The sequence below is a fragment of the Parvibaculum sp. genome (assembly GCF_039973015.1).
GTDB lineage: Bacteria > Pseudomonadota > Alphaproteobacteria > Parvibaculales > Parvibaculaceae > Parvibaculum.
Genome location: NZ_JBDWLT010000008.1, coordinates 502882 through 528258, shown reverse-complemented (window position 1 = coordinate 528258; position 25377 = coordinate 502882). Strand labels below are relative to the sequence as shown.

Genomic DNA, 25377 nt, shown 5'->3' with positions numbered 1-25377 from the left:
CTCACTTCAAATTCGGCGCTAAAAGGGATATTTGTCGGGCAACGACAAAAAATCCGCCAGTAAAGCGATACTCCAGGGAGACTGAAATGGCCGAGAACGCCGCCAAATGGCCTGCCATGACGATCGAGGAAGCTCATGCCTTTCTCACATCGCCGGGCACGCCTTTCGAGATGGAAACCGTCGAAATCAGGGGCGTACCCATCCGCACCTACAAGGGCACGCCGCCATCCTTGCGCGCGATTTTCGATCTTGGCCGCAGCTTCGGCGATCAGGACTTCATCGTCTATGAAGGCGAACGCCTCTCCTTCGAGAACCACTATCGTGCGGCGACGGCTTTTGGCCGCGCCCTCAGCGAGAAGTATGGCGTGAAAAAGGGCGACCGCGTCGCCCTCATCATGCGCAACTTCCCCGAATGGTCGATCGCCTTCTGGGGCATTGCTGCCATCGGTGGCGTGGTTGTGCCGCTCAACGCCTGGGGCACCGGCCCTGAACTCGAATATGGCATTCAGGATTCTGGCTCGAAGGTCGTGATTGTCGACCATGAGCGCCTTGATCGTCTGCGCCCGCATCTGAAGGCGCTCGGGCTCAATGGCCTTGTCGCCGTGCGCACCCCCGCCGAGGAACTTGGTGTTGCCGAAGCCTTCGAGGCTCTGGTGTCGACGCCCGAAAACTACGCGAAACTGTCTGCAGACGTGCTGCCCGATCCGGGCCTCGATCCCGAAGACGATGCCACGATCTTTTATACCTCCGGCACCACGGGCAAGCCGAAGGGCGCGCTCGGTACACAGCGCAACATCTGCACCAACCTGATGAATGCGATGCTCGGCGGCGCGCGGACTTTCATGCGCCGGGGTGAGATGCCGCCCGCGCCGGACCCGACGGCGCCGCAGCGCGTTACGCTGCTTTCCGTTCCGCTCTTCCACGCAACAGGCTGTCACTCGATCCTCGTCGGCACCTATGCCAGCGGCGGCCGCCTCGTCATCATGCACAAGTGGAATGCGGAGCACGCGCTGGAACTCATCGAGCGCGAGCGCGTCACCTCCTTTGGCGGTGTCCCGGCGATGGTCTGGCAGGTGCTCGAGTCGCCGGACTTCGCCACGCGCGATACATCGAGCGTCGAGTCGATCGGCTATGGCGGTGCGCCTTCCGCGCCCGATCTCGTCTCCCGCATCAAGGAACAGTTCCCCAAGGTGCACCCGTCGAACGGCTATGGCCTCACCGAGACATCGGCCATCACCACGCAGAACCTCGCGGAAGACTATGTCTGGAAGCCGGACAGCGCCGGCGTCGCCGTGCCCGTTTGCGACATCAAGGTCGTGGACGAGAACGGAAAGGAACTGCCGCGCGGCCAGGTCGGCGAACTCTGGATTCGCGGCCCCAATGTCGTAAAGGGCTACTGGAACAAGCCGGACGCGACCGCCGCTGCGATCACCGAGGGCGGCTGGTTCCATTCGGGCGATCTCGTGCGCATGGACGAGGACGGATTCGTCTACATTCTCGACCGCGCCAAGGACATGCTGATCCGCGGCGGCGAGAACATCTACTGCGTCGAGGTCGAAGACGCGCTCTACGCGCATCCTGCCGTGATGGACGCTGCCGTCGTTGCCATCCCGCACAAGGTGCTGGGTGAGGAAGTCGGCGCCATCGTGCAGCTCGCACCCGGCAAGGAGGTGTCGGAAGAGGAATTGAAGGCCCATGTCGGCAAGCTCCTCGCGGGCTTCAAGGTGCCGGTCAAGATCGAGCTTCGTCATGAGCCGCTGCCGCGCAATCCGAACGGCAAGATTCTGAAAACCGTGCTTCGCGAGGACATGAAGAAGTACTCGAAGGACGCGGCCTGATTTTTCGCGTTCTCCTGCCGTAGCGTCATTGCGGCCCAAACGACATGAAGCCGTCCGGGAATGGAAATCCCGGGCGGCTTCTTTATGCTTGAGGCAACGAAAACACCGGGAGGAAACAATGAAAATATCTCTGGAGGGCCGCGTTGCTCTCGTCACTGGCGGCGGCCGTGGTATCGGTCGCGCCATCGCGATTCAGCTTGCGCAAGCGGGTGCCGATGTAGCGGTGAACTATCGCCGCGACGAAGAGGCGGCGCAGGAAACCGTTGCGGCCATCGAAAAGCTGGGCCGCAAGGCCAAGGCCTATTCGGCCTCGGTCGAGAATTTCGAGGAAGACAAGGTGATGGTTGCCGACGTGCTGAAGGACTTCGGTTCCATCGGCATTCTCGTCAACAATGCGGGCATCGCCTCGCGCGGCCAGACGGTCGCCGACACCGAGCCGCAGGAGCTGGAACGCGTGTTGCGCGTTCACGCCATGGCGCCGCATTTCATGTCGAAGCTCGTGCTGCCGCATATGCGCAAGGAAGAGCGCGGCGACATCATCATCATTTCTTCGGTGGCCACGCTCAGCCATTCGGCAAATGGCGGCCCCTACAATATGGGCAAGGCAGCGGCCGAAGCGCTCGCGCTCACGCTGGCTAAGGAAGAACGCAAACACGGTATACGGACGAATATCGTGGCGCCCGGTCTCACCGCCACCGATATGGGCTCGCGCCTTGCCGCCGCGCGCGCAGGCAAGAAGGGCATGGACATCCATGACCTCGACCAGACCATGCCCTTCGGTCATGTCTGCGGACCGGAGGAAGTGGCGGCGGCTGTCGTCTATCTCGTCTCGGATGCCAACCCTTACGCGAACGGCCAGAAGATCAATATCGACGGTGGCGGCCCGATGTAACGGACCGGCAAACCGGGGATAAAGGCACCCCTGGGGCGGCCAACCGTCATCGAAACGTCACGATAACGTCACATGAGCCGGAGGAAAGCGCCCGGCGGCCCCGTCCGGCCGCCGGGTGTTCTGCCGGCCGTCCCGCCCTGACGGCGGGAAATAATTTATCCCCGTTTTCCGGGCCGTTCTCGCCGGTCTTGACCTTCCAGTAGAGGGAAGGTGCAAGATGCGGTCATGAAATTCCTCAGACTTCAGGTTCCGCTGTTCTACCTCGCGAGCATCCTGCTCGCGGCGCTCATGCAATGTGCGCCCGTCGCGGCGGCGCAGCCATTGGCCGTGCATGAGGAGCATCGGTCTGCGGTTCAAGACCATTCGGTTCATGGGCATTCGGTTCATGGGCATTCGGCGCCGGTCGAGGAACAGACACCTCCTTCATGCCCGGGCGACGAGGCAACCTGTCTCTGCGACAGGACGGTGGAAGCCTCGTTTGAACCATCGCTCAAGCTGCGCGGTCTCCCCGCGCCCCACGCCGTCATCCAGACGCAATGGCAGATGCCGGACCTCGTCGCGGAAATCCGCACGCTCCCGCATGCCGATCCCCCCGAAAGGCAAGGCCGCCACAAGCAGGCCTATGCCGATGCCTTTCACCGCACGGGGCGCCTCCTGATCTAGCGCTTCCTTCGCCGAGTCCGGCGCCTTTCCGCGCCTTTGTTCTCAACGAATGGAAACGAGATCATGCTTCCGAACTTCATATCCGCAGAAGGCGCGGTTCGTCGCGCCGTTTTCGCTGTCATCGGTGCCACTGCGTTCGCTATCGCAACGCCGGCATTTGCCAGCACCTACCGTCTTACCGTGTCGACCTCGACGGTCGAGATCGGTGGACGTACCGCCGAGAAGATGACGATCAATGGCGGTGTGCCGGGGCCGACACTTCACCTGAAGGAAGGTGAAGACGCCACCATCACCGTCACCAACGACACGGACGAACAAACTTCCGTTCACTGGCATGGCCTCCTGCTGCCGGGGGCGATGGACGGCGTGCCCGGCTTCAACGGCTTCATGGGTATCGCACCCGGCGCATCCTATACCTATACGTTCAAGATCCGGCAGAGCGGCACCTACTGGTATCACAGCCATTCGGGAACGCAGGACCAGAGCGTGCTCGGCGCCATCGTCATCGACCCCGCGAAGCCTTCGCCAGTCGAGGCGGATCGCGACCATGTCGTCCTCTTCGGCGATGCGACGCCCGAAGACGCGGACCGCGTTCTACAGAACCTCAAGGCCGATTCCGGCTACTACAACTATTCGAAGCGTACGCTGCTCGACTTCTTCGCCGATGCGGGTGAGAAGGGAATGGGCGCCGCCATGCGGGACCGTCTCGATTGGGGCTCGATGCGCATGGACCCGACCGATCTCGCCGATGTCTCCGGCTATTCCTTTCTCGTCAACGGCAAGTCGCCCCGGGCGAACGAAACCTTCATCGCGCGCAAGGGTGAGCGCGTCCGCCTGCGCCTCATCAACGGCTCCGCCATGACGATCTTCGATGTCCGCATTCCCGGCATGAAAATGACGGTGGTGGCGGCGGACGGCAACGATGTGAAGCCGGTGACGGTGGATGAAATCCGCATGGGCGTTGCCGAACGCTATGACGTCATCGTCGAACCCGGAGACGACGATGCGCATACGCTGTTCGCGGAACCGATCGACAGGACGGGCTATGCACGCGCGACGCTTGCACCCGCCAAGGGCATGGAAGCGGCAGTCCCGCCGAACCGCCCGCGCGCGCTCCTCGCCATGAGCGACATGGGCATGGACCACGGCATGAACACGGGTCACGGCATGGCGATGAACCACGGCGCCGACATGGGCCACGCCGCTACCGGCATGGATCACGGGACGATGAATCACGGCGCAATGGGGAATCCAACGGTGGGAGATGACGGAAATGAGGCGGGACGGGAAGCCCGTCCCGTCGGCTGGGCGTCGGGCTTTCCACCCGATGCAAAGGTACTCGCATACACAGACCTGATCTCGACCGCCATGCGCGACGACAACCATGCGCCGGAACGCGAGATCGGGATGCGTCTCACCGGCAACATGGAACGCTATGTCTGGACGCTGAACGGCGAGAAGTTCGGCGAGGCGGCGCCCATCCGCGTCCGCTACGGCGAGCGCGTGCGTCTCACATTCAAGAACGAAACCATGATGGCGCATCCGATGCATCTGCACGGTATGTTCTTCGAGTTGGAGAACGGCGCGGGCATGAACCGGCCGTTGAAAGATACCGTGATCGTGCCGCCCGGGCAGTCGGTATCGGTCGTCCTCACGGCGCGCGAGATTGGTGCCTGGCCGCTGCATTGCCATCTTCTCTATCACATGGCTTCGGGCATGATGACGGCCTTTGTCGTCGAGCCGCCATCTGCGGCGGAAAGCGAAGTGACGCCGAATGGCGCCACCGTGCCGCTCGTCCTCCACCGAAACCCCGCCGCGGACGCGCATTCGGCGCATGCCATGCACGGAGAACATTGATGAAAAAGATATCCCTGGCGGCTGCCGGGCTGATCTTGCTCGCCGCCACACCGGCCGCAGCGCAGGACGACCTAGACATGGCGGCCGCCCACGAAAGCAGGCTGTTCCACATGGCCGAGATCGAGCTCGACTATGCGGATGCGAATGACGGCCTCTGGAACTGGAACGCGAATGGCTGGATCGGCGGCGATACCGATCGCCTCTGGTTCCGCTCACGGGGCGAAATCGCGGACGGCGAAGCCGAGAAGGGAGAGGCCGAACTCTTCTATGGCCGGAACTTCCATCCCTATTGGGATGCGCTGATCGGTGTCCGGCAGGATTTCGAGCCCGACGGCGAGACCTATCTCGCCGCAGGGGTTGCCGGTCTCGCGCCTTATTTCTTCGAGACCGGGGCGACCGTCTTTCTTTCAACGGAAGGCGATCTGTCGGCACGGTTGGAACAGAGCTTCGAGCTTCCGGTCACGCAGCGGCTCATCGCCGAACCTCATGCCGAACTGGAATTCTTCGCGCAGGACGTTCCCGAAAGGGATGTGGGCGCAGGTTTCAGCAGCGTCGAGGCGGGGCTCCAGCTTCGCTACGAGATTACGCGGAAGTTCGCGCCTTACGTTGATCTCGTCTGGGAGCGCGATCTCGGCGAAACGGCGTCCATCGCCCGCGCGAACGGAGAAGATGTGAACGGCACGACGCTGCGCTTCGGTATAAGAGCCTGGTTCTGACGAGACGAATTTATTCGGCGGGCGAAAGAACGCCCGCCGTTTCCGTCTTCCCCTTCCGCCGGAAGAGCGACGGCATCACGTTGATGAGAGACAGCAGCACCGCCGAAGCGTAGGGCACGGACTGCACGAGCAGCACCGCAATCCACAGCCGCGAATGGCTGTCCGAGAAATTGGGGCTGACGAAGAGGGCAATCGCAAGACCCCATAGCGCGGCGAGCATCAGCGATTCCTCGCGCACCTGGATGAAGGCAGCCGCGAGCGGCGGCTTGTCCTCGCATTTCGGTGTACGGATGAAGGGCTTGCTCGTCGTGATCATGCCGTTGAGCATGGCCTTGGCGACCGTATGCGTAAGGCCGAGCGCCGCGACGCCCGCGCCGAGGCTTTCGAGGAAGCTGCAATCCTTCACGCGCACGGCATAAAGCCAGAGCGAGCGCACGAACTTGAACACGAAGCTGCCGATGGTCGGAATGAGGAACGCGGCCACGGGAAGCGAAATCATGTTCGGCTGATAGAGCGCCCAGGCGGACAGGACGATACTCGCCGTGGTGAAGAGAAGTGCAAGTCCGTCCGCGAACCAGGGCAGCCACCCGGCAAGGAAGTAATAGCGTTGCGCACCGGAAAGCCCGCTTTTCTTGCGCGCCCAGGGTGCAAGCGCATCCCAGTGATGCTTGACGATCTGCACCGCGCCATAGGCCCAGCGGAAGCGCTGGCTGATATAGCCCGAAAGCGTGTCCGGCGTGAGCCCGCGCCCGAAGGAATGGTTCACATAAACGCTGTCATAGCCCGCGCGGTAGAGCTTGATGCCGAGTTCCGCATCTTCGCAGATGCACCACTCCGCCCAGCCGCCCACGCGTTTCAGCGCGCTCTTGCGCACCTGCGTCATGGTGCCGTGCTGGATGACGGCATTGAAATTATTGCGCTGGACCATGCCGATATGGAAGAAGCCGGCATATTCCCAATAGGTCATGTTCTTGAACATGCTCTCGTGCCGGTCGCGATAATCCTGCGGCGCCTGCACGAAGCCGACATCGGGCTTGTCGAAATAGGGGACGAGCGTCTTCAGCCAGTTCGGCTCGATCTGGTAGTCGCTGTCGATGACGGCAATGATCTCCGCATCTTCCGCCGTCTTTTCCAGGCCGAAATTGAGCGCGCCCGCCTTGAAGCCCGGCCAGTTTTCGAGATGGAAAAAGCGGAAGCGCGGCCCGAGCCTCGCGCAATAATCGCGCACCGGCTCCCACACTTGCGGGTCCACCGTATTGTTGTCGAGTACCAGCACTTCGTAATTGTCGTAGTCGAGCTTCGCCAGCGCGGCCAGCGTTTCGCCAACCATCTCCGGCGGTTCGTTGTGGATCGGTACGTGGATCGAGACTTTCGCCGTCGGGTTCACGGCGTTTTCATCGAAGGGCTTGAAGTGCCGTTCGCCATGCCGCGTCCAGATGACCTCCACGAACTCGATCGCTTCGGCGAGAAGCACGATCAGCAGCAGCCCTTGCGCGAAGAAGAGAAAGCTCCAGATCGTCGCGCCGACCCAGGTGAAGTAGAGCCCGGTAACGGAAAGCCCCGCCCAGGCGATGGCCGAGCCCGCAAGCTGGGTCAGCACCGCGAAGATGACGACGCCGGCCGGGCGTACATGGCGCTGCCGCAGCATGAAAAGCATGGCGGGCACGAGCGCGAGGCCCGCCGCAAGCGAGGCCCAGAAGCGCCACTCCGGCGCCTCGGAAATGCTGCCCGCCATCGGGAATTTCGGTTGCCGGTCGGCATTGTAGATGCCCCAGAAGGCGCCCGCCGCGCCTTCTTCCGCGGCCTTCCACGGCTGGTCGAAGGCTTCCATCACGTAATAGGTGATGTCTTCCGCCTTCGCGCGGTTCAGGAACTCGCGCATGAAGGTCGCCTGGTTGACGAGCGACGGCACAGCTTCGGTGCTGAGTTCGGCGTCTGAAAGACCGGGATAGGGGCGGCGCGGAATGACCTTGCCGCGGCTCGGCCAGCCCACTTCCGACACCACGATGGGCTTGCCCGGATAGGCGGCGCGCAATTCGTCGATGCGCTCGAAGACGGCATCGACCGCATAATCGATCGGAATGCCTTCCCAATAGGGCAGGATCTGCACCGCGATATAGTCGACCGCTTTCACCAGCTCGGGATTGTTCAGCCAGACATGCGGCGGCTCGGCGGTCGAGACCGGCTTCCAGATTTTCTGTTTCGCGCGCTTGATATAGCCGATGAGCTCGTTCATCTGCATGTCATTGCGCAGCAGCACTTCGTTACCGACCAGCACGCGCACGACATTGCGGCGAGGCGCCAGCGCAATCAGCGCCTGCAACTCGCGCTCGTTGCGCTCCAGGTCCGGTCCGATCCACGCACCGGCGGCAACGGAAAGATCGTATTGCGCGGCAAGTTCGGGAATATGGTCCTGCCCCCGCACCACCGTATAGGTACGGATCGCCTGCACCGTCCCGGCGAGCAGCTTCAGGTCGGCTTCGATTTCCGACAGGCTCGGATGCTTGTTCTGCGTCGGGTCTTGCCCCTGCCGGTAAGGGCTATAGCTCAGCCCCACGATTTCGCCCGTCCAGGCTTCCGCATGATGCGGCTGGTTGAACGCGGCCCATATCGCAAGGTTTGCCGCAATCACAAGCGGCAGAACCAGAAACAAAAAGGCTGCCTGCCGCACGAAGACGGACTGGCGCCAGGAGCGCGGATTGGGAGTGGTTTCGGGAGCAGGCTCGTGATTGTCCATCTATCGTCCGTCAAGCACAGAGAACCGGGAAAAACATCTCATAGTCTGGACGGCCCAGCCCCGTCGTTTTCGCGCGGGCAAACCTGCGAAACGGCTCTTATTGGTCTGTCACCGTGACCAAATTAGGGCAGATTTCCGGGCCTGTGCCACGGCCCGGAAAGCCCCTGTGTGAACAAGCTTCAATCAGTCCGCAGCTGAAGGGATCTGCGCGCCTTCCGGCCGCACTTGCGCTCCGCGCACCAGCTTGCCCTTCAACGCGCCTGTCGGTTCTCCGTTCCGAAAACTGACCGCCCCCGAAACGATGCTGGCTGTATAGCCATCCGTCTTCTGGATCAGCCGCTTTCCGCCGGCGGGCAGGTCGTTGACGATATGTGGCGAATAAAGCGTCAGATGATCGAAGTCGATCACGTTCACATCCGCTTTCATGCCCGGCGCGAGGATGCCACGGTCGTTCATGCCGACCAGCGCGGCGTTGCGGCCTGTGAGCCCGTGGATCAGCCATTCGAGCGGTAGCTTCTTGCCCCGCGTGCGGTCGCGGCCCCAATGCGTCAGCAGCGTCGTCGGAAAGCTCGCATCGCAGATGATGCCGCAATGCGCGCCGCCGTCCGAAAGGCCGAAGGCGGTGTTGGGGTGGGTGAGCATGGTCTCGACATCGGCGAGGCTGCCGCAAGTGTAGTTCATCAGCGGGAAATAGAGCAGCGCCTTGCCGCCGCGCTCCAGCATCCAGTCGAGCACGACCTCGCGGGGATGGCGTCCCGTCCGCTCGGCAATCGCCTTTGCGCTTTCTTCCGGAGCAGGCTCGTAGTTCGGGTTTTCACCGAGCGCGAACATCTTGTGATAGGCGGTGCAGATCATCTCGATGATCTCGCCCGCCGGATAATCCGGCTCTTCCGCCAGCAGCTTCGCGCGGAACTCCGGGTCGCGCAGTGCCTTCATCTGGCTCTCCAGCGGCGCGCCCCAGATCTGCCGGAAGGTCTGGTGCATGATGAAGGGGTTGAGCGACGCGGTGAGCCCGAGCAAGAGCCCCGTCGCGCGCGGCGGCACCTGGCCGCGGATCGGCAGCCCGTCCGCATTGGCCGCCGCGATATTGTCCAGCACACGCTTCCAGACGGTCGGCCAGCGGTCGTCCTGCTCGATGGTGATCGACATCGGCCGGCCGGAAATCTCGACCATGCCGCGCAGCATCGCGAATTCTTCGTCCGTCTGCTTGAAGTCGGCAATGAGCTGCAGCACGCCCTTGCCGGCCTTGCCCATGGCGCGCGCAATGCCGTGCAGTTCCATCGCTTCGGCTTTGAGCGTCGGCGTCAGGCCGCCCTTCACGTCCTTGTGCTTCACCGTGCGCGAGGTCGAAAAGCCGAGCGCACCGGCTTCGAGCGCCTCCACGACGAGGCGGCCCATCTCCGCCGTCTCCGCTTCCGTGGCGGGTTCCAGCGCGGGCGCGCGGTCGCCCATCACATAGGCGCGCACGGCGGCATGCGGAATTTGCAGGCCCACATCGAGCGCGAGCGGCGAGGCTTCCACCGTATCCATATATTGCGCGAAGCTCTCCCAGTTCCACTTGATGCCCTCGGCAAGCGCCGTACCCGGAATATCTTCCACGCCTTCCATCAGGCCGAGCAGCCATTCGCGTTGCTCCGGCTTGCAGGGCGCGAAGCCAACGCCGCAATTGCCCATGACGGCGGTGGTGACGCCGTGGAACGTCGAGGGCTGGAGATAGGGATCCCAGGTCACCTGCCCGTCATAATGCGTGTGAACGTCGACAAAGCCCGGCGTCACGATCTGGCCCTTCGCGTCGATCTCTTCCGCACCCGAGCCCGCAACTTTTCCGACCGCGACAATGGTGCCGCCGTCGATGGCGACGTCTGCCTCGATGGGGGCCGCGCCCGTGCCGTCATAAACGGTCCCGCCGCGGATCACGATGTCATGCTGGCGCTGTGTGCTGCTCATGGGTTTTCCCTCCCGGAATGCTCTGATGGCGTTTGAGGGGAGGATAGCGGAAATCCGCGTCCGAGGCGAAGGATGGCAAGTTTACCCGCAATCTGCCTGTTCTTTTGCCGTCCATGACCTAACTGATCCGTGAGGCGAAACATTTCGGAGCATCCAATGGCCGGAAAGGAAAAGCAGAGCAGCCTCACCCGCACCCGCCTTGCGCTGGGCATGGCGGTCTTCGGCTCGGCGACGCCGGTGAGCAAGATCGTGACGGGTGCGATGCCGGTTTTTGTCGGCTCGGCGCTGCGGGTCGGGCTCGGCGCCTTGGTGCTGGCGCCCTTCGCATGGAGCGCGCGCGGACAGCTTGAAAGTTTCACCCGCCGCGACTGGCTCCTCGTCTGCCTCATCGCGCTTTTCGGCATGTTCGGTTTTTCCGCGCTCATGCTTTACGGCATGAAGATGGTCTCGGGCGTCGTTGGCGCCATCGTCATGAGTACGGCGCCTGCGGTCACCGCCGCCGCCTCCATGCTCTTCTTCGGCGACAGCCCCACATGGCGCAAGCTCACGGCCATCGCGCTTGCCGTTGCGGGCGTGCTCCTCCTCCAGTTCGGGCAGGGAGGTGACGGCAGCAACGCATCCGAAATGTGGCTCGGCGCGGCGCTCGTCTTCGCCGCTGTCTGCTGCGAGGCAAGCTACACGCTGCTCGGCAAGCGCATGTCCGAGCATGTCGATCCCGTTCTCGTCGCCTTTCTCGCCAGCGCACTTTCCATTCCCCTCTTCCTCCCCTTCGCAATCTGGCAATGGCAGGACTTCGACGCAGCGAGCGTCGGCGCGGGCGCATGGGCCGCCGCCATCTGGTATGGCGCGGGCACGCTCTCGCTCGGCACATGGCTCTGGTATTCGGGGCTGGCGAAGGCGGAAGGCGCTGTCGCCGCCGCCTTCATGGGCGTGATGCCCGTCTCGGCCCTGCTCCTCTCCTACCTGTTGCTCGGCGAGGAGTTCCGCCTCATGCATCTCGCGGGCTTCGGCACCGTCTTCGCGGGCGTGCTGCTCATGTCGTGGGAACACGCCCGCATGGAGAAGAGCGGCTAGCTCCCGCGTCATCTTGCGGAACCTTTTTGCTGTTTCTCGCGTTTTATCTTCTGGCCCTTCGACCGTGGGGAGAGGAGGCGTGGCCGCCCGATGATCGTCTGGCTGAAAATCATTCATATTTCGGCGGTTTCTGTCTGGATGGCAGGGCTCGTGAGCATGCCGGGGCTTTACGTCCAGCGCGCGCATGTGGCGGACAAGGATGCGCTTTACCGGCTGCAGGGAATGGTGCGCTTCTCCTATGTGGTGTTGATATCGCCCGCCGCCTTTCTGGCGGTCGCTAGCGGCACCGGTCTCGTTTTCGCGCGCGAGGTTTTCGTGACCTGGATGTCGGCGAAGCTCGCGCTTGTCGGTGCGCTGGTGCTGGCGCACACATTTGCCGGCCTCGTCATCATCCGCCTGTTCGACGAAGGTCAGGTCTATCCGGTATGGCGTTTCCTTCTCGGTACGGGAGTTGTGCTGACGTTGAGCGCGGGCGTGCTGTTTCTCGTGCTGGCGAAACCGGATTTCGAATTCTCCGACTTTCTTCCCGCCGGTATGTCGGAGCCCGGCGCATTGAGGCGCATCGTGGAAGGCGTCAATCCCTGGACGACACCATGAGGCCGATGCCGTGATGGAAGATCAGTTTTCCGCCATGCCAGCCGGCGAGCCCCGTGAGCCCGGCCGCGAGGAGCGAAAGCAGCAGCCCGTGCGGCAGTACGGCATCTGGCGCTGTCAGGCGAAGGCCCCAGTTGAGGCCCGCGACGGAGATGAGCATCATCGCCGCGACGCCATGCGCCCAGCTTGCGACACGGCCGCGAATGCCCGGCACGAGAACAAGTTCCGCCGTCCCGGCGAGCCCTGCCGCTACGCCCGTAGCGAAGGCAAAGCCCGACGACCAGAGACCGGCACGCAGCCAGAACGGATCGGCGTTCCACCAGTAGAAGACATCGGCGCCGAGCGTCGCGACGACGAGAGCGATGGGGAAATGCACACTCATCGCATGAAGCGGATGGCCCGCCACCGCGACGGCCGAGCTGACGTCCTTCTCCTCGATCTTCTCGTCCACCGGATTTCCCGGATTGCCGGTTTCGCGCATGACGCATCTCCCGTTCGAGAGATAACCTTTTCGGGGCGCGGCTGGTTCCGTGCAGCAGCGATTTGTGCGGGCGCGGCGCTTTCGGGCTGCAGCGGCGATCTCTCCGTGCTCGCTCCGGCGGGGCCGGCGGCACGCGACATTGCAACGCTCTGGTGGGCGATGCTGGTGGGCGGTGCGGTGCTGTTCCTGCTGGTGATGGGGCTTTTCGCGCTCACCATGCTGAAGCCCGGCTTCGGCAGCCGCTATGCGGCGAAGACGTGGATCGTGGCGGGCGGGCTTCTCATGCCGGTGCCTGTGCTGGCGCTGCTGCTCTTTTTTGCCTTCGCGATGGGCGAGCGGCATCTGCCCTGGCGCGGCGAGCACAACCCGGTGCGCATCGAGGCGCGGGCGCATATGTGGTACTGGGAATTCCGCTACCTCGATTATCCCGATGCCGAACCGACCATCGGCGTGATGCATATGCCGGCCCGTTACGACGTCGATGTGATCGCGACCAGCGACAACGTCATCCACGGCTTCTGGGTGCCGCGTCTCGGCGGCAAGGTGGATGCGACGCCCGGTCACGAAGCAGTGGTGCGTCTCTATGCTGACAGGCCCGGCGCATATGGCGGCATCTGCGCGGAATTCTGCGGCACCGGCCACACGACAATGACTTTCCGTGTGGAAGCGCATACGCCGGAGAATTTCCGAGCGGCGATCTCGGGGAGCGCACCATGACGGAAGAGAGCGGCGCGACAAAAGCGCTCCGGCTGCACCGCGAGTTGACCGCGATCTGGGGCACGCCGCCCGGCATCGCGCGGGCCACCGCCGTGAACCATTCCATTCTCGGCCGCCGCTTCATGATAACGGCGGCGGTGTTCTTCGCGATCGGCGGTCTGCTCGCCATGCTGATCCGCACGCAGCTCGCTTCCGCCGAAAGCGTGTTCATGGATGAAGGCCTTTATGCGCAGGTCTTCACCATGCATGGCACGATCATGATGTTCCTGTTTGCGATCCCGTTGATCGAGGGCTTCGCGATCTATCTTCTGCCGAAGCTTCTCGGCGCGCGCGACCTCGCCTTTCCGCGCCTCACCGCCTATGGCTATTGGTGCTATCTCTTCGGCGGCACGATGCTGATCGTGGCGCTCGCCTGGGGCGTCGCGCCCGACGCCGGCTGGTTCATGTATACGCCGCTCTCCTCCAGCATCTATTCGCCGGGAATCAATTCGGATTTCTGGCTGCTCGGCGTCACCTTCGTCGAGATTTCCGCCGTCTGCGCGGCGGTCGAAATCATCGTCAGTATATTGAAGGTGCGTGCGCCCGGCATGTCCCTCGGCCGGATGCCGATTTTCGCGTGGTACATGCTGGCGGTGGCGGCGATGATGCTGTTTGCCTTTCCGCCGCTGATCCTCGGCTCCATTCTGCTCGAAGTGGAACGCGCCTTCTGGCTGCCCTTCTTCGATCCGGAGCGCGGCGGCGATCCCTTGCTGTGGCAGCACCTGTTCTGGCTGTTCGGCCACCCGGAGGTCTACATCATCTTCCTGCCCGCGGCAGGCGCAATATCGACCATCCTGCCTGTCTTCGCGGGGCGGCCGCTCATGGGATACCGTGCCGTGGTGCTTGCCGTGATCTCCATGGCCTTCATTTCGTTCGGGCTCTGGGTCCACCACATGTACATGGTGGGCATCTCGCATATGGCGATGGCGTTCTTCTCGGCGGCAAGCGCACTGGTCGCCGTGCCGACCGCGATCCAGATATTCGCCTGGCTGGCGACGCTCGCGCATGGGCGCCCGCGTTTCAGCGTACCGATGCTCTACGTCTTCGGCTTCTTCTTCATCTTCGTCATCGGCGGGCTGACAGGCGTGATGCTGGCCATGATGCCTTTCGACAAGCAGGCGCATGATACTCACTTCGTGGTTGCGCATTTTCACTATGTGCTGATCGGTGGCTTCGTCTTTCCCATGCTGGCGGCTGCCTACTACTGGCTTCCGCTCCTGACGGGAAAGCGCCCCGTGCATCACCTTTCGCGGCCTGCTTTCTGGCTGATCTTTGCAGGCTTCAACGTCACCTTTCTCGTCATGCACCTCACGGGTTTGCTGGGTATGGTCCGGCGCGCGCATACCTACACGCAAGCCTCGGGGCTGGAGATCTACAATCTCATCTCCTCCATCGGCTCCTTCGCGATGATGTTCGGTTTTGCGCTGGTCCTGCTCGACATCATTCTGCAGCTCCGCTTCGGCCGCGCTTTTTCTCCCGATCCCTGGAAGGCAGGCACGCTGGAATGGGCGATGCCGACGCCCGCACCGTCCTACAATTTCGCGTCTCTGCCTCATCTGGAAACGCGGGCCGACATGCTGGAGCCGGAACGAGAAGGCGCGGAGCTGGCCGCCGGGCGCGGTTATCTCGGTTTCGTGCGCGACGGCCGCATGGAGACGCTGGCCGTCGGCATGGGCAGCGGCCGGCTGGAACAGGTAATCCTTCTGCCAAGACAGACCTTCCTGCCGCTCTATACAGCCGCTGCGACCGGACTTTTCTTTCTCGCGATGCTGATCAAGCTCTATTGGCTCGTACCCGTCGCGTTGCTGGCGGTGCTTGCGCTGTTTCTCGCCTGGACGCGTGCGACCGGCAGCGACACGGACATCGGTCCCCTGCCTGCCGGGCGGGGCGTCGAGGCGCCGCCGCATACCGAAAGCCGCAACGCGCCATCATGGTGGGCGATGGTTCTGACGCTGGCGGCGGATGCCACGCTCTACGCCTCGCTGCTTTTCGGGGGCTGGTTTCTCTGGCTGTCGGCGCCGAACTGGCCGCCCGCCGCCTTTCCCGCTCCCGATGTGTCGCTCTCCGCCGGGGCAATTGCCGCGCTGCTGCTGGCGGGCGCGACGGGATGGAGGGCCCGGCGTCTGGCGGGCGCCGCGCCACAAGGCTCTCTCGTCGCCTGCGCCACCTCGCATCTCATGGCGACCTTGCTCATCGCGTGGATCGCAATGACGGGCATGCCGGATCGCGCGGGCCATGCCTTGTCGGCTACCTGTTTCGCGGTTCTCTGCTATGCAGGCTTCCACACCGCGCTCGGTGCCGTCTTTGCGCTGTTCGGCTTGTGGCGTGACCGGCAGGGTTTCGTTTCGGCGGCGCGAAGCCTCGATCTCAGGATCGGAAAACTCTGGCATCTCTATACGGCGGCTGCGGGCATCGTTGCCATAGTCTTCGTGCACGGTTTTGTCATGCTCGGTTCAGGCGGAGGTGTGCCATGACGGGCGCACAGGAGCGGGGGCGTCATGCGGGGCTGTTGCTCGCGGGCTTCGGGCTTTGGGCGCTGGCTTTTGTGCACCTCTATGGTACGCAAGCGCTTGGCTGCAAACTCGGATGGAACGAAATCGCACTCCTCGGCGTGCTCACTCTCCATCGCGCTCTTCTTGTGGCGCTCTTTGCGGCCTATCTCGCGGGTCAGATCGCGCTTTATCTCGCGATGCGGCGGCGCATTACGGCGGCGACGGGGTTTTCATACTGCGTCGCCACCGATCTCGCATTCGCGGCCTTCGGCGCGTCTATCTTCTGCTTCTGGGGCGTGCTCTGGTTGTCGCCCTGCTCGTGAAGCGCGGCTCAGGACGTCTGCTGCTTGCCGCGATTCTGGATGCCCGCGCGGCGTTCGGCGATGGCGTCGGAGGATACGGATTTGTTCGCCGCGCTCGACACCTTGCGTTCCGTCTTCAGCCCGTCGCCGAAGCTCTCGGCAAAGCCGTCATCGATGAGTTTCTTGTAGGCGGGCAGGCATTCCGGCACGACGGAGAGCATGTCCTCGGCGAGCTTGCGGCAGACGGGGAGAAGTTCTTCCGCCGTCACCACCCGGTTGATGAGGCCCCACTCCTCAGCCTGCGCGGCGGAGAGGAAATTGCCCGTGAGCGAAAGCTCCTTCGCGCGATAGATGCCGATGGCGCGGCTGAGCTTCTGGCTGAGCCCCCATCCCGGCAGGATGCCGACGCGCGCATGTGTATCCGCAAACCGGGCATTCTCCGAACAGACGAGCACGTCGCAGGCCAGCGCCAGCTCGAAGCCGCCGGTGATCGAGACGCCGTTGATCGCGCCGATAACGGGGCCGGAGAAACGGCCGATGGAGGTTACCGGGTCTTTGTCGTTCACGGTCGAGTTGACGTCGCCGCCGCCGACCGCGCTTGCATCGCCGCCCAGTTCCTTCAGGTCGAGTCCCGCGCAGAAGGCCTTGCCCGCGCCCGTCAGGATTGCGACGCGAATGTTCTCGTCCGCTTCGAGCTGCTCGAATGTTTCGGCAATGGCGGTGCGCAGGTCGCGCGACAGCGCGTTCATCGCGTTCGGGCGGTTGAGCGTCACGGTCGCGATGGCGCCGGACTTTTCGACGAGGATGACGGGTTCGGACATGGGTTTTCTCCGGGAAAGTGCGAATTTGATTTCGGCTTTTCTATCGGGAACGGGGAAGGGGAGCAAACACGAGCGATGATCTGTCTTCCCACCCTCCCCTGTGGGAGGGTCAAACGGCCCATTTTGCGGCTTGTCTGCAAAGACAAACAAGAGAGGGCCGTTTGGGGAGGGGTTCTCCGCTATCGGTGGATGCCTGCTTTGCGGACAAGCGCCGCAGTCTCTCGCTTTACCCCTCCCCGAAATTCGCTTCGCAAATTTCGACCCTCCCACAGGGGGAGGGTGGGAAGGAAAGACGATCTCTTCCTCACCCCAGAAATTGCGCCAGCGCCACGCCTGCGAAATTCGCGACCGCATAGCCGAGCACACCGAGCATGACGCCGGGCGTGACAAGCGCCCGCCAGCGCCGCCCCGCCGCCATGGCCGCCGCCGTCGCGGGGCCCACGGCAACCGCATTTGAAATGACGAGCGCCTCGGCAAGGTCGATGCGAAAGAGTTTCGCACCTGCCAGCACGAAGGCCAGATGCACCGCCGCCATGATGAAGACGAAACCGAAGATCGGCAGTGCCGTCTCGACCATGAGGACGACATCCGCTGCCGCGCCGATCACGCCGAAAAACACATACATGAAGAACATGCCGAGATCGAAGCCGCCATGCAGCCGCTCCATCTGGCGCGGAAAGACGTTGGCGACAATGAGCGCCGCAATGGTGACGAAGAGGACGCCGAATTTCGGTATGCCGAGCAGCGCCGCCACCTCGAAGCCCGCGAAGCAGCAGGCCGCGGAGAGAAACAGCAGAAGGGTCAGCGCGCCCATGTCGAGCGGATGTTTTTCCTCTTCCGCCTCGTGCGCATGTTCATATTCCTCTGCCGCGATGATTTTCGAGGGGATGAGGCGTGTGAGAAGTTTCCACCCCGGCAGGATCAGCAGCAGCGCGATGAAGAAGGTCGCCATCACATTGTCGGCCGCCGCCGTCGCCGCCGTCAGCGCGCCGTTCTCGCTCAGGCCCGTCGCCTGGGAGACAGCCGCGAAATTCATCGACCCGCCGATCCAGCTCGCGCCGAGCGCCCCCGCGACGAGGTGGCCGTCAGGCCCCATGTCGATCAGCGCGAAGCCTGCAAGCACACCTGCGATGGTGCCGGCGACCGCGACAGCGAAGGCGATCAGCATGCGCCCGCTTTCGGGCAGGATCTTTTTCAGGTCCGCCTTGAACAGCAGAAGCGGAATGGCAAGCGACACCGCATAGGTCCACACCATGTCGTGAAAATCCGACGCGAAGGGAACGATGCGCAGATTGGCCGCCAGTGTCCCTGCGAGGATCGTCAGGATCACGCCCGAAATCCATTGGCCGGCCCTTGTCCGCTCCGACCAGAAGCCGAAAGCGGCAAGGCCGAGAAACGCGAAGAGCAGGCCGAATGTATTGTCGGCGGATATCAGCGGCAGGGTCATGGGCATCTCGCGCGGTTTTGTGATTCTCGCCGGTTCCGGTGCCGCCCATCATGCGTGGCATCGGCCCGAAGGCAAGAAGCTTTCCTGCGCGCGATCAGGCTCAGAGTGCGAAGTTGACCGCAATCGATCCGAACTGGTCGGGCGTCGGTTGGCCGTCATACTCGCGGCTGCGGAAGACATGCGTGTAGGACACACGCGTATCCCAGAGCACGAAGACGGCGCCGAGCTTCGCGTCATAGACGAAGCTGCGCTTGTCGATGCTCGGGCTGTCGCGAAACGTGTTGCCGTCGAGGAATATGTCGCGCGCCACCGCGCGCCCCTCGACGCCTGCGAAGAGATAGCAGTTGCAGCCCTGTTCCGTCGGCTCGAACCACTCCGCGCCCGTTCCCGGATAGACGCGTGTCGGTCCGAAGTCGTCCGGCAGCGAGAAGCCGAAGCGGAAGGTGCCGCCAAGGCCCGCATGGGTCTGCACATTGCCGAGCGAGATCAGCGTGTAGGGAATGAAGTCCGTCTGCAGGCCGAACAGCCTCGGCGTATCGAAGGTTGAGCTGCGCCACGCGCGCTCGAAGCTCAGATTGACGCCCAGCTCGTCCTGGATCTGGTGCCGCCAGCCATTTGCCTCATCCGCGCCGATCAGCTTGTGCCAGTTGTTCTGCACGAACTCGCCCTGCGCCGCCGGACCGACCACGCCGAGATCGAGCTTCCACTGATCCTGCCACGCCTCGCCCGTGACGCTGCTCGCGCGCACGCTTTGCAGCGAAAAGGTCATGTGCAGCCATGCCGCATAGGGCCGGTCGTTCGGCTGATAGGCGGTTGTCTGCGTATTGTCGGGGGTGAAGATCGCCTGGCCGAGCGCAACGCCGATGCGATGACTCTTCTTGTCGAAATTGCCGGTCGGGAAGAGCAGCGAATAGACGGGCGGCGAGGAAAAATCCGTCAGCCATTCCGGCAGATCCGTTTGCGGCCTTGAAAGCCAGGCCGCCTGCAGCCCGTTGGTGTAATGCCGGTCCGTATTCGTGACATTGGCAAAAAGATCGTTCTCGGTCTGGAGGGTAAGAAACTCCCGGTCCCCGCCCGCGAAGCTCTGGGCCTTTGCCGCCCCGTTGCCGCCGATGATCGTCAGGCCGGCCAGCGCGGCGGCCGCAAGGTGAAGGCGCATTATCGGGATATTCCTTGAGCGAACCGCCCCTCGAACGAAGCACGGATATTGACTACGCGAATTGCTTGACGCCGGGGATGCCCCGCCTGTCCAATAACAATAGTTCAAACTGCAGATCAAGAAAGGCGTCAGCAAGGCGTCTCACAAAAAAGAACAGTGCCGAAAATGGTAAAGGGGAGGGTCGAGAAATGTCCGTTGTCGAGACTGCGGAGAGCTGGACGCGCGAGGAAGCGGCGGCCACGGGAATGGTGCTTGCCTGGCATGCGGCGCAGGCGCCGGATCGTCCGGCGATCATCTCGCAAGCGGGCAACCGCAGCTTTGCCGGGCTGAATGAAAATGCGAACCGTCTCGTTCGCGCGCTTCGCCGGCAAGGCCTGAAGGCGGGCGATGCCGTCGCGCTCATGTGTTCCAACCGGCCCGAATTCGTGGAGACGATTGCCGCCTGCCAGCGCGGCGGCTTCCGCATGACGCCGGTCAACTGGCATCTCAAGGGGTCGGAAGTCGGATACATCGTCGGCAATTGCGAGGCAAAGGCCTTCATCGCCGATGCGCGCTTTACCGGCAGCGCCATCGAAGCCGCCTCAATGGCGCCCGCGCTCGTCGCGAAGCTCGCCGTCGGCGGCAAGATCGATGGCTTCACCTCCTATGACGATGCGCTCGGCGCGGAAGAGGGAAGCAATCTTTCCGACCCCGTCCTCGGCTCGCAGATGATGTATACCTCCGGCACCACCGGCCACCCGAAAGGCGTTTACCGCAGGCAGGCCGCGCCCGTGACGCCGCTACTTGCGAAGCTCACCGAAACGGCCGCCTTCCGCGAAGGCGACCTCGCCCTCGTCACGGGCCCGCTTTATCACGCGGCGCCGCTTGCGCTGAACCTCTCCTTCCCGATCAATGCGGGCGTCGGCTGCGTGCTGATGGACAAATGGGACGCGGAGGAAACGCTTCGCCTCGTCGCGGAGCATCGCGTCACGCATACGCATGTCGTCCCCACCATGCTGCATCGCATGTTGCAATTGCCCGGCGAGACGAAAGAAAAATACGATACATCCTCATTGCGCTGGATATTGCACGGCGCCGCGCCTTGTCCGGTTCACGTGAAGGAAGGCGCAATCGGCTGGTTCGGCCCCGTCGTCTTCGAATATTACGCGGCAACGGAGGGCGGCGGCATCTTCATCGACAGCCACGAGTTCCCTGCGAAGAAAGGCAGCGTCGGCAAGCCGCTCCCGGGCGTCATCGTCGAGGTGCATGACGAGGAGGGAAAGCCGCTCGCCGCGAACGAAGTCGGCACGGTTTATTTCAAGGCGCCCGAGCAGGGCCGCTTTGAATATTACAAGGCGCCGGAGAAAACCGAGGGCGCCTATCGCGGCGACTTCTACACCATGGGCGACATGGGCTTCATCGACGAGGACGGTTTCCTCTTCCTCACGGGCCGCAGCGCCGAAGTCATCATCTCCGGCGGCGTGAACATCTACCCCGCCGAAATCGATCAGGAAGTGCTGAAACATCCCGCCGTCGCCGATGCCGCCGCCGTCGGCGTGCCGAACGAGGAATGGGGCGAGGAAGTGAAGCTCGTGGTGGAACTGAACGAGGGCTATCGCCCGGACGATGACATGGCAAAGGAGCTTCTCGCCTTCGCGGCGCAAAACCTCCCCGGTTATCAGCGTCCGCGCTCCGTCGATTTCGTCACCGAACTCCCGCGCATGCCGTCTGGCAAGGTGCTCCGCCGTAACATCCGCGATCAATACTGGCAGGGCGACAAGAAGATCTGAGCGCACCGCGCATGCAGCAATCCAGGGGCCGCTTTCACCGGGCGGCCCTTTCGCTTATATGAGGCGGCGGAAGAGGGACGACGGGAAAGATATAAAATGAATGCATCGAACGCCCTCGGATCCCGCATCCGTTTCATCGTTATTCTTGGCGCCCTGATCGCCTTTGCGCCGCTCTCCATCGACATGTATCTGCCGGCATTCCCCGCCATTGCGGAACATTTCGGCGCAACGGCAGGCGCGGTGCAGACGACGCTTGCCGTCTTCTTCATCGGTCTTGCGGCCGGGCAGGGCGTTCTCGGCCCCATCATGGACCGCATGGGCCGCCTGCGTCCGCTGCTCTTCGGCATCGCGGTCTATGTCGCGGCCTCGCTCTGGGCCTCCTTCGCCCCCGATATCGAAAGCCTCACCGCCGCGCGTCTCCTGCAGGCGCTGGGCGGCTGCGCGGGCATCGTCGCCTCGCGCGCCATGGTGCGCGACCTCTTCGACGAGCGCGCCTCCGCACAGGTCTATTCGATGCTGATGCTGGTCATGGGTCTTGCGCCCATTCTCGCGCCGATGATCGGCGGCGTCCTTATCGCGCATTACGAATGGCCGGTAATATTCTGGGTACTGACGGCTTTTGGCCTTGCCTGCATTCCTGCTGTCCTGTTCGGCCTCGGCGAAACCCTGCCGCCGGAAAGGCGCGAGCATGGCGGCGGTCTCGCGCGTGTCGGCCGCGACTATCTCGCACTCCTCATGGACAAGCCCTTCATGGCCTTCGCGCTTGCCAATGCGCTCGTCTCCTGCGCCATGTTCGCCTATATCACGGGCTCTCCCTTCGTCTTCATCGAGCTTCATGGCCTCGCGCCCGAAAGCTACGCCATTCTCTTCGGCCTCAATGCGGCGGGCCTCATCGCCGCCGCACAGGTCAATGCCCTTCTGCTGCGGCGCTATTCGAGCCGCGCGATCCTGCGCATCGCCATGAGCGTGCATCTCCTCGCCGCGCTCGCGCTTCTCGCCGTCACGCTGCTCGTGCCGCAGGCCTTCCTGCCGCTTGCCGCCTGCATCTTCGTCGTCGTCGGTTCCTATGGTTTTGTCGGCGCAAATGCGACCGCCGCCGCCATGGCGCGCGCGGAGCGGAGCGCGGGTTCCGCCTCCGCTCTCACCGGCATTCTCCAGTTCGCCTTCGCGGCCGTCGTCGGCGGCCTTGTCGGCGCCTTCAATGACGGCACGGCGCTGCCGATGGCCATCGCCATCGCGGTTGCGAGCATCGCGGGCACGCTCGCGCGTCTCTCCGCGCGCGGCGCATAAGGCGCTGGAATGCAGCCCGGAATGCAGAAAGGCCACTCCCTTTCGGGGAGTGGCCTTTCGCTCCTATCCGCGCCGTTTTTTGTTTTTGGACGCCGATCTCTCGAATTCCGTGAGGGTGTGCAATGCACTGGTCGCCAGGCTCCATTTAGGGTGCCCGCCCTAGGCCGCGGAGCATAGTCGGTTCCTTTTCTTCACGCAAACCCTGCGTCAGGGGGGCGGGGTTGCCCTGCCGGGATAGCGATGGTCTGGTTGCGCCGGGGCGAAAACAGGAGGACGACGATGTTCGCAATAATCAGGACTTCCATGCTGGCCGTGGGCGCTCTCATGCTTGCGCAGGGCGCCGCGCTCGCCGAGCCGCAGCCCGCCAAGGAAATAGAGGCCGCCGCGAAACACGCAGGCTTTGCCGCCGGGTCCGGCGACATCGACGGCGTCCGCACCCATCTCCATCACACGGTGAACTGTCTCGTCGGACCGGAGGGCGAGGGCTTCGCGCCGAAGGAAATGAACCCCTGCAAGGCGCTCGGCAACGGCGCAATCCCGGATACCGAAGACGGGATCACGAAGCAGGGTCTCGAAGCCGCGCTCGAAAAGGCGAACGCCGGCATCGCCGCGAACGACCTCGCCGAGGCCAAGGCACAGGCGATCCAGGCGCAGGGTCTGCTCGACACGCTGAAGTGAGACTTTCCGCGGCCTGACCGCACTGCAACATGGGCCGCGCTTCCCTCGTTTGGGATCGCGGCCCATCGGCGCTAAACTCTGCTCAACAAGAATTCAAAAAGTGAGGAGGGAGAGATGGCGGAATTTGATCTCGTCATTCGCGGCGGCACGGTCGTGGACGGTTCGGGCGGTGCCCCGAAAAAGGCAGATGTCGCAATCGACAAGGGGGTGATCGTCGCAGTCGGCAAGGTCGATGCGAAGGGCAGGGATGAAATCGACGCCGCCGGTCTTCTCGTCACGCCGGGCTGGGTCGACATCCACACCCATTACGATGGTCAGGTGACATGGGACGAGCGCATGACGCCGTCCTCCATCCACGGCTCCACCACCGTCGTCATGGGCAATTGCGGCGTCGGTTTCGCGCCGGTGAAGAAGACCGACCATGACCGTCTGATCCGCCTCATGGAAGGCGTCGAGGATATTCCGGGCGCCGCCCTTCACGAAGGTCTCTCCTGGGAGTGGGAAAGCTTCGGCGACTACATGGACGCGATCGAGAAGCGCCCGCATGACATCGACGTCGCATTGCAGGTGCCGCATGGCGCAGTGCGTGTCTATGTGATGGGCGAGCGCGGTGCGAAGCGCGAAGCTGCAACCGATGCCGAGGTCGCCGAGATGCGCGATATCGTGCGCGATGCGATCAAGGCGGGCGCCATCGGCTTTTCCACCTCGCGCACCGTCGCACATCGCACCTCGGATGGCGATCTGACGCCGACCATCGGCGCCGCCGACAAGGAAATGATGGCGATTGCCGAGGGCCTGAAGGAAGCGGGCGCGGGCGTCCTCCAATGGGTGTCGGACTTCCGCGAGATCGATCACGAGTTTTCGCTGGTCGAAAAGCTGGTCGAGATTTCAGGCAGGCCGCTGAGCTTCTCGCTCGTGCAGGCGGATGTGATGCCGGACCAGTGGCGCGATCTTCTCGGCCGTCTCGACAAGGCGGCGGAGAAGGGGCTGCCCATCAAGGCGCAGGTGCAGGGCCGTCCCGTCGGCCTCATGCTCGGCCTTCAGGGCTCTGTGCATCCTTTTCTCACGCGCCCGAGCTACCGCGCCATCGCGGACAAGCCGCTTGAGGAGCGCGTTGCGATCATGCGCGACCCGGATTTCCGCGCGCAGCTCCTCTCGGAAGACCTTGAGCCCGGCCACCCCTTCCTGAATTCGCTGGCGGGCGCCTACCACAAGATGTTCGATCTCGGCGATCCGCCGAATTACGAGCCCGCGCCGGAAGACAGCATCGGTGCGCGCGCAAAACGCGACGGCCGGAACCCCGACGAGATCGTCTATGACATTCTGACGGCGAATGGCGGGCGGAACTTCCTCTTCTTCCCGCTCCACAACTATTACGACTTCGACCTCGAAAACGCGCTCACCATGATCCGCAACCCGAACACGCTGTTTGGCCTGTCGGATGGCGGCGCGCATGTCGGCGTCATCTGCGATGTCAGCGTGCCGACCTACATGCTCACCCACTGGTGCCGTGACCGTGTTCGCGGCGAGCGTCTCGATCTGCCCTTCGTGGTGAAAAGCCAGACGCGGGACACGGCCGAAGCGATCGGTCTCCTCGACCGCGGCCTTGTCGCGCCGGGCATGAAGGCCGATCTGAACGTGATCGACTTCGAGAAGCTGCGGCTCCTGCCGCCGCACATGGTCTATGACCTGCCGTCGGGCGCGCGCCGGCTGATGCAGGAGGCGGAAGGCTATGTCGCGACAATTGTCAGCGGCGAGGTGATCTACCGCGAGGGCAAGCCGACAGGGGCGCTCCCCGGCAAGCTCGTGCGCGGACACAAGCCTGCGCCGCTCGCGCGCGCGGCAGCGGAATGATGTTGAGGCC

20 protein-coding genes are annotated in these 25377 nt (G+C 63.4%); 14 read left to right on the top strand and 6 right to left on the bottom strand.

Features of this window, described 5'->3' with window-relative positions; all coding sequences use genetic code 11:
• Nucleotides 1-86: 86 nt before the first annotated feature.
• The 5 genes from ABJO61_RS08660 (at nt 87) to ABJO61_RS08640 (ending at nt 5966) form a co-directional block, all read left to right on the top strand.
• Complete coding sequence (locus tag ABJO61_RS08660; protein WP_348325543.1) at nt 87-1838, top strand: class I adenylate-forming enzyme family protein; 1752 nt, start codon at nt 87-89, stop codon at nt 1836-1838.
• 118 nt (nt 1839-1956) lie between these two features.
• Nucleotides 1957-2730, top strand: coding sequence for an SDR family oxidoreductase (locus ABJO61_RS08655; protein WP_348325545.1), 774 nt, complete (start codon nt 1957-1959; stop codon nt 2728-2730).
• 225 nt (nt 2731-2955) lie between these two features.
• Entirely contained in the window at nt 2956-3393 is a 438-nt protein-coding gene (locus tag ABJO61_RS08650; protein WP_348325547.1) for a hypothetical protein, read from the top strand.
• A gap of 63 nt (nt 3394-3456) precedes the next feature.
• Nucleotides 3457-5250 carry a copper resistance system multicopper oxidase gene (locus ABJO61_RS08645; RefSeq protein ID WP_348325549.1) on the top strand — a complete coding sequence of 598 codons (1794 nt, stop codon included), beginning with the start codon at nt 3457-3459 and terminating at the stop codon, nt 5248-5250.
• Nucleotides 5250-5966 (top strand): copper resistance protein B, encoded by a 717-nt coding sequence (locus ABJO61_RS08640; protein WP_348325551.1) that lies wholly within the window; start codon nt 5250-5252, stop codon nt 5964-5966. The genes ABJO61_RS08645 and ABJO61_RS08640 overlap by 1 nt, the downstream gene beginning before the upstream one ends.
• A gap of 10 nt (nt 5967-5976) precedes the next feature.
• Here ABJO61_RS08640 and ABJO61_RS08635 read toward each other — a convergent pair whose 3' ends face one another.
• Nucleotides 5977-8703 carry a glycosyltransferase gene (locus ABJO61_RS08635; protein ID WP_348325553.1) on the bottom strand — a complete coding sequence of 909 codons (2727 nt, stop codon included), beginning with the start codon at nt 8701-8703 and terminating at the stop codon, nt 5977-5979.
• A 183-nt stretch (nt 8704-8886) separates the two neighbouring features.
• On the bottom strand, nt 8887-10650 hold the full coding sequence (locus ABJO61_RS08630) for an amidohydrolase family protein (RefSeq protein WP_348325555.1): 1764 nt from the start codon (nt 10648-10650) through the stop codon (nt 8887-8889).
• Nucleotides 10651-10806: 156 nt separating this feature from the next.
• On the opposite strand from ABJO61_RS08630, the gene ABJO61_RS08625 reads away from it, so the two are divergent.
• Nucleotides 10807-11724 carry a DMT family transporter gene (locus tag ABJO61_RS08625; protein WP_348325557.1) on the top strand — a complete coding sequence of 306 codons (918 nt, stop codon included), beginning with the start codon at nt 10807-10809 and terminating at the stop codon, nt 11722-11724.
• 90 nt (nt 11725-11814) lie between these two features.
• On the top strand, nt 11815-12321 hold the full coding sequence (locus ABJO61_RS08620) for a CopD family protein (protein WP_348325559.1): 507 nt from the start codon (nt 11815-11817) through the stop codon (nt 12319-12321).
• On the opposite strand, the gene ABJO61_RS08615 is transcribed toward ABJO61_RS08620, so the two are convergent.
• Nucleotides 12299-12799: a DUF2231 domain-containing protein gene (locus ABJO61_RS08615; protein WP_348325561.1), complete on the bottom strand. Its 501-nt coding sequence runs from the start codon at nt 12797-12799 to the stop codon at nt 12299-12301. The two genes, ABJO61_RS08620 and ABJO61_RS08615, sit on opposite strands and share 23 nt — an antisense overlap.
• 105 nt (nt 12800-12904) lie before the next feature.
• Here ABJO61_RS08615 and coxB point away from each other — a divergent pair, with 105 nt between their 5' ends.
• From coxB to ABJO61_RS08600, 3 genes are read left to right on the top strand one after another with little or no spacing between them, the layout of a single operon-like run.
• The gene (gene coxB, locus ABJO61_RS08610; protein WP_348325563.1) at nt 12905-13516 is read left to right on the top strand and encodes a cytochrome c oxidase subunit II; all 612 of its coding nucleotides are present in this window, start codon (nt 12905-12907) and stop codon (nt 13514-13516) included.
• Nucleotides 13513-16029, top strand: coding sequence for a cytochrome c oxidase subunit I (ctaD, locus tag ABJO61_RS08605; protein WP_348325565.1), 2517 nt, complete (start codon nt 13513-13515; stop codon nt 16027-16029). Before coxB ends, ctaD begins: the two co-directional genes overlap by 4 nt.
• On the top strand, nt 16026-16370 hold the full coding sequence (locus tag ABJO61_RS08600) for a hypothetical protein (protein WP_348325567.1): 345 nt from the start codon (nt 16026-16028) through the stop codon (nt 16368-16370). The genes ctaD and ABJO61_RS08600 overlap by 4 nt, the downstream gene beginning before the upstream one ends.
• 8 nt (nt 16371-16378) lie before the next feature.
• On the opposite strand, the gene ABJO61_RS08595 is transcribed toward ABJO61_RS08600, so the two are convergent.
• The 3 genes from ABJO61_RS08595 to ABJO61_RS08585 all read right to left on the bottom strand — a co-directional run bounded on the left by ABJO61_RS08595 (nt 16379) and on the right by ABJO61_RS08585 (nt 19776).
• Nucleotides 16379-17170, bottom strand: coding sequence for an enoyl-CoA hydratase (locus ABJO61_RS08595; RefSeq protein WP_348325569.1), 792 nt, complete (start codon nt 17168-17170; stop codon nt 16379-16381).
• A 304-nt stretch (nt 17171-17474) separates the two neighbouring features.
• Nucleotides 17475-18617 carry a DUF819 family protein gene (locus tag ABJO61_RS08590; RefSeq protein WP_348325571.1) on the bottom strand — a complete coding sequence of 381 codons (1143 nt, stop codon included), beginning with the start codon at nt 18615-18617 and terminating at the stop codon, nt 17475-17477.
• A 100-nt stretch (nt 18618-18717) separates the two neighbouring features.
• A complete protein-coding gene (locus ABJO61_RS08585) occupies nt 18718-19776 on the bottom strand; it encodes a lipid A deacylase LpxR family protein (RefSeq protein ID WP_348325573.1) in 1059 nt (352 codons plus the stop codon).
• A 188-nt stretch (nt 19777-19964) separates the two neighbouring features.
• On the opposite strand from ABJO61_RS08585, the gene ABJO61_RS08580 reads away from it, so the two are divergent.
• From ABJO61_RS08580 to ABJO61_RS08565, 4 genes are all read left to right on the top strand, one after another.
• On the top strand, nt 19965-21545 hold the full coding sequence (locus ABJO61_RS08580; RefSeq protein WP_348325575.1) for an AMP-binding protein: 1581 nt from the start codon (nt 19965-19967) through the stop codon (nt 21543-21545).
• A gap of 96 nt (nt 21546-21641) precedes the next feature.
• Nucleotides 21642-22835, top strand: coding sequence for a multidrug effflux MFS transporter (locus tag ABJO61_RS08575; RefSeq protein ID WP_348325577.1), 1194 nt, complete (start codon nt 21642-21644; stop codon nt 22833-22835).
• Nucleotides 22836-23114: 279 nt separating this feature from the next.
• Nucleotides 23115-23513 (top strand): hypothetical protein, encoded by a 399-nt coding sequence (locus ABJO61_RS08570; protein ID WP_348325579.1) that lies wholly within the window; start codon nt 23115-23117, stop codon nt 23511-23513.
• Nucleotides 23514-23627: 114 nt separating this feature from the next.
• Nucleotides 23628-25367: an amidohydrolase family protein gene (locus ABJO61_RS08565; RefSeq protein WP_348325581.1), complete on the top strand. Its 1740-nt coding sequence runs from the start codon at nt 23628-23630 to the stop codon at nt 25365-25367.
• Nucleotides 25368-25377 lie beyond the last annotated feature (10 nt).

Excerpts from the sequence above, each read along its gene's own strand:
- ABJO61_RS08650 (WP_348325547.1), top strand. The coding sequence starts at position 2,956 with ATGAAATTCCTCAGACTTCAGGTTCCGCTGTTCTACCTCGCGAGCATC.
- ABJO61_RS08655 (WP_348325545.1), top strand. The coding sequence starts at position 1,957 with ATGAAAATATCTCTGGAGGGCCGCGTTGCTCTCGTCACTGGCGGCGGC.
- ABJO61_RS08585 (WP_348325573.1), bottom strand. The coding sequence starts at position 19,776 with ATGCGCCTTCACCTTGCGGCCGCCGCGCTGGCCGGCCTGACGATCATC.
- ctaD (WP_348325565.1), top strand. The coding sequence starts at position 13,513 with ATGACGGAAGAGAGCGGCGCGACAAAAGCGCTCCGGCTGCACCGCGAG.
- ABJO61_RS08590 (WP_348325571.1), bottom strand. The coding sequence starts at position 18,617 with ATGACCCTGCCGCTGATATCCGCCGACAATACATTCGGCCTGCTCTTC.
- ABJO61_RS08580 (WP_348325575.1), top strand. The coding sequence starts at position 19,965 with ATGTCCGTTGTCGAGACTGCGGAGAGCTGGACGCGCGAGGAAGCGGCG.
- ABJO61_RS08625 (WP_348325557.1), top strand. The coding sequence starts at position 10,807 with ATGGCCGGAAAGGAAAAGCAGAGCAGCCTCACCCGCACCCGCCTTGCG.
- ABJO61_RS08565 (WP_348325581.1), top strand. The coding sequence starts at position 23,628 with ATGGCGGAATTTGATCTCGTCATTCGCGGCGGCACGGTCGTGGACGGT.
- ABJO61_RS08660 (WP_348325543.1), top strand. The coding sequence starts at position 87 with ATGGCCGAGAACGCCGCCAAATGGCCTGCCATGACGATCGAGGAAGCT.
- ABJO61_RS08570 (WP_348325579.1), top strand. The coding sequence starts at position 23,115 with ATGTTCGCAATAATCAGGACTTCCATGCTGGCCGTGGGCGCTCTCATG.
- ABJO61_RS08595 (WP_348325569.1), bottom strand. The coding sequence starts at position 17,170 with ATGTCCGAACCCGTCATCCTCGTCGAAAAGTCCGGCGCCATCGCGACC.
- ABJO61_RS08600 (WP_348325567.1), top strand. The coding sequence starts at position 16,026 with ATGACGGGCGCACAGGAGCGGGGGCGTCATGCGGGGCTGTTGCTCGCG.
- ABJO61_RS08630 (WP_348325555.1), bottom strand. The coding sequence starts at position 10,650 with ATGAGCAGCACACAGCGCCAGCATGACATCGTGATCCGCGGCGGGACC.
- ABJO61_RS08635 (WP_348325553.1), bottom strand. The coding sequence starts at position 8,703 with ATGGACAATCACGAGCCTGCTCCCGAAACCACTCCCAATCCGCGCTCC.
- ABJO61_RS08640 (WP_348325551.1), top strand. The coding sequence starts at position 5,250 with ATGAAAAAGATATCCCTGGCGGCTGCCGGGCTGATCTTGCTCGCCGCC.
- ABJO61_RS08620 (WP_348325559.1), top strand. The coding sequence starts at position 11,815 with ATGATCGTCTGGCTGAAAATCATTCATATTTCGGCGGTTTCTGTCTGG.
- ABJO61_RS08575 (WP_348325577.1), top strand. The coding sequence starts at position 21,642 with ATGAATGCATCGAACGCCCTCGGATCCCGCATCCGTTTCATCGTTATT.
- ABJO61_RS08615 (WP_348325561.1), bottom strand. The coding sequence starts at position 12,799 with ATGCGCGAAACCGGCAATCCGGGAAATCCGGTGGACGAGAAGATCGAG.
- ABJO61_RS08645 (WP_348325549.1), top strand. The coding sequence starts at position 3,457 with ATGCTTCCGAACTTCATATCCGCAGAAGGCGCGGTTCGTCGCGCCGTT.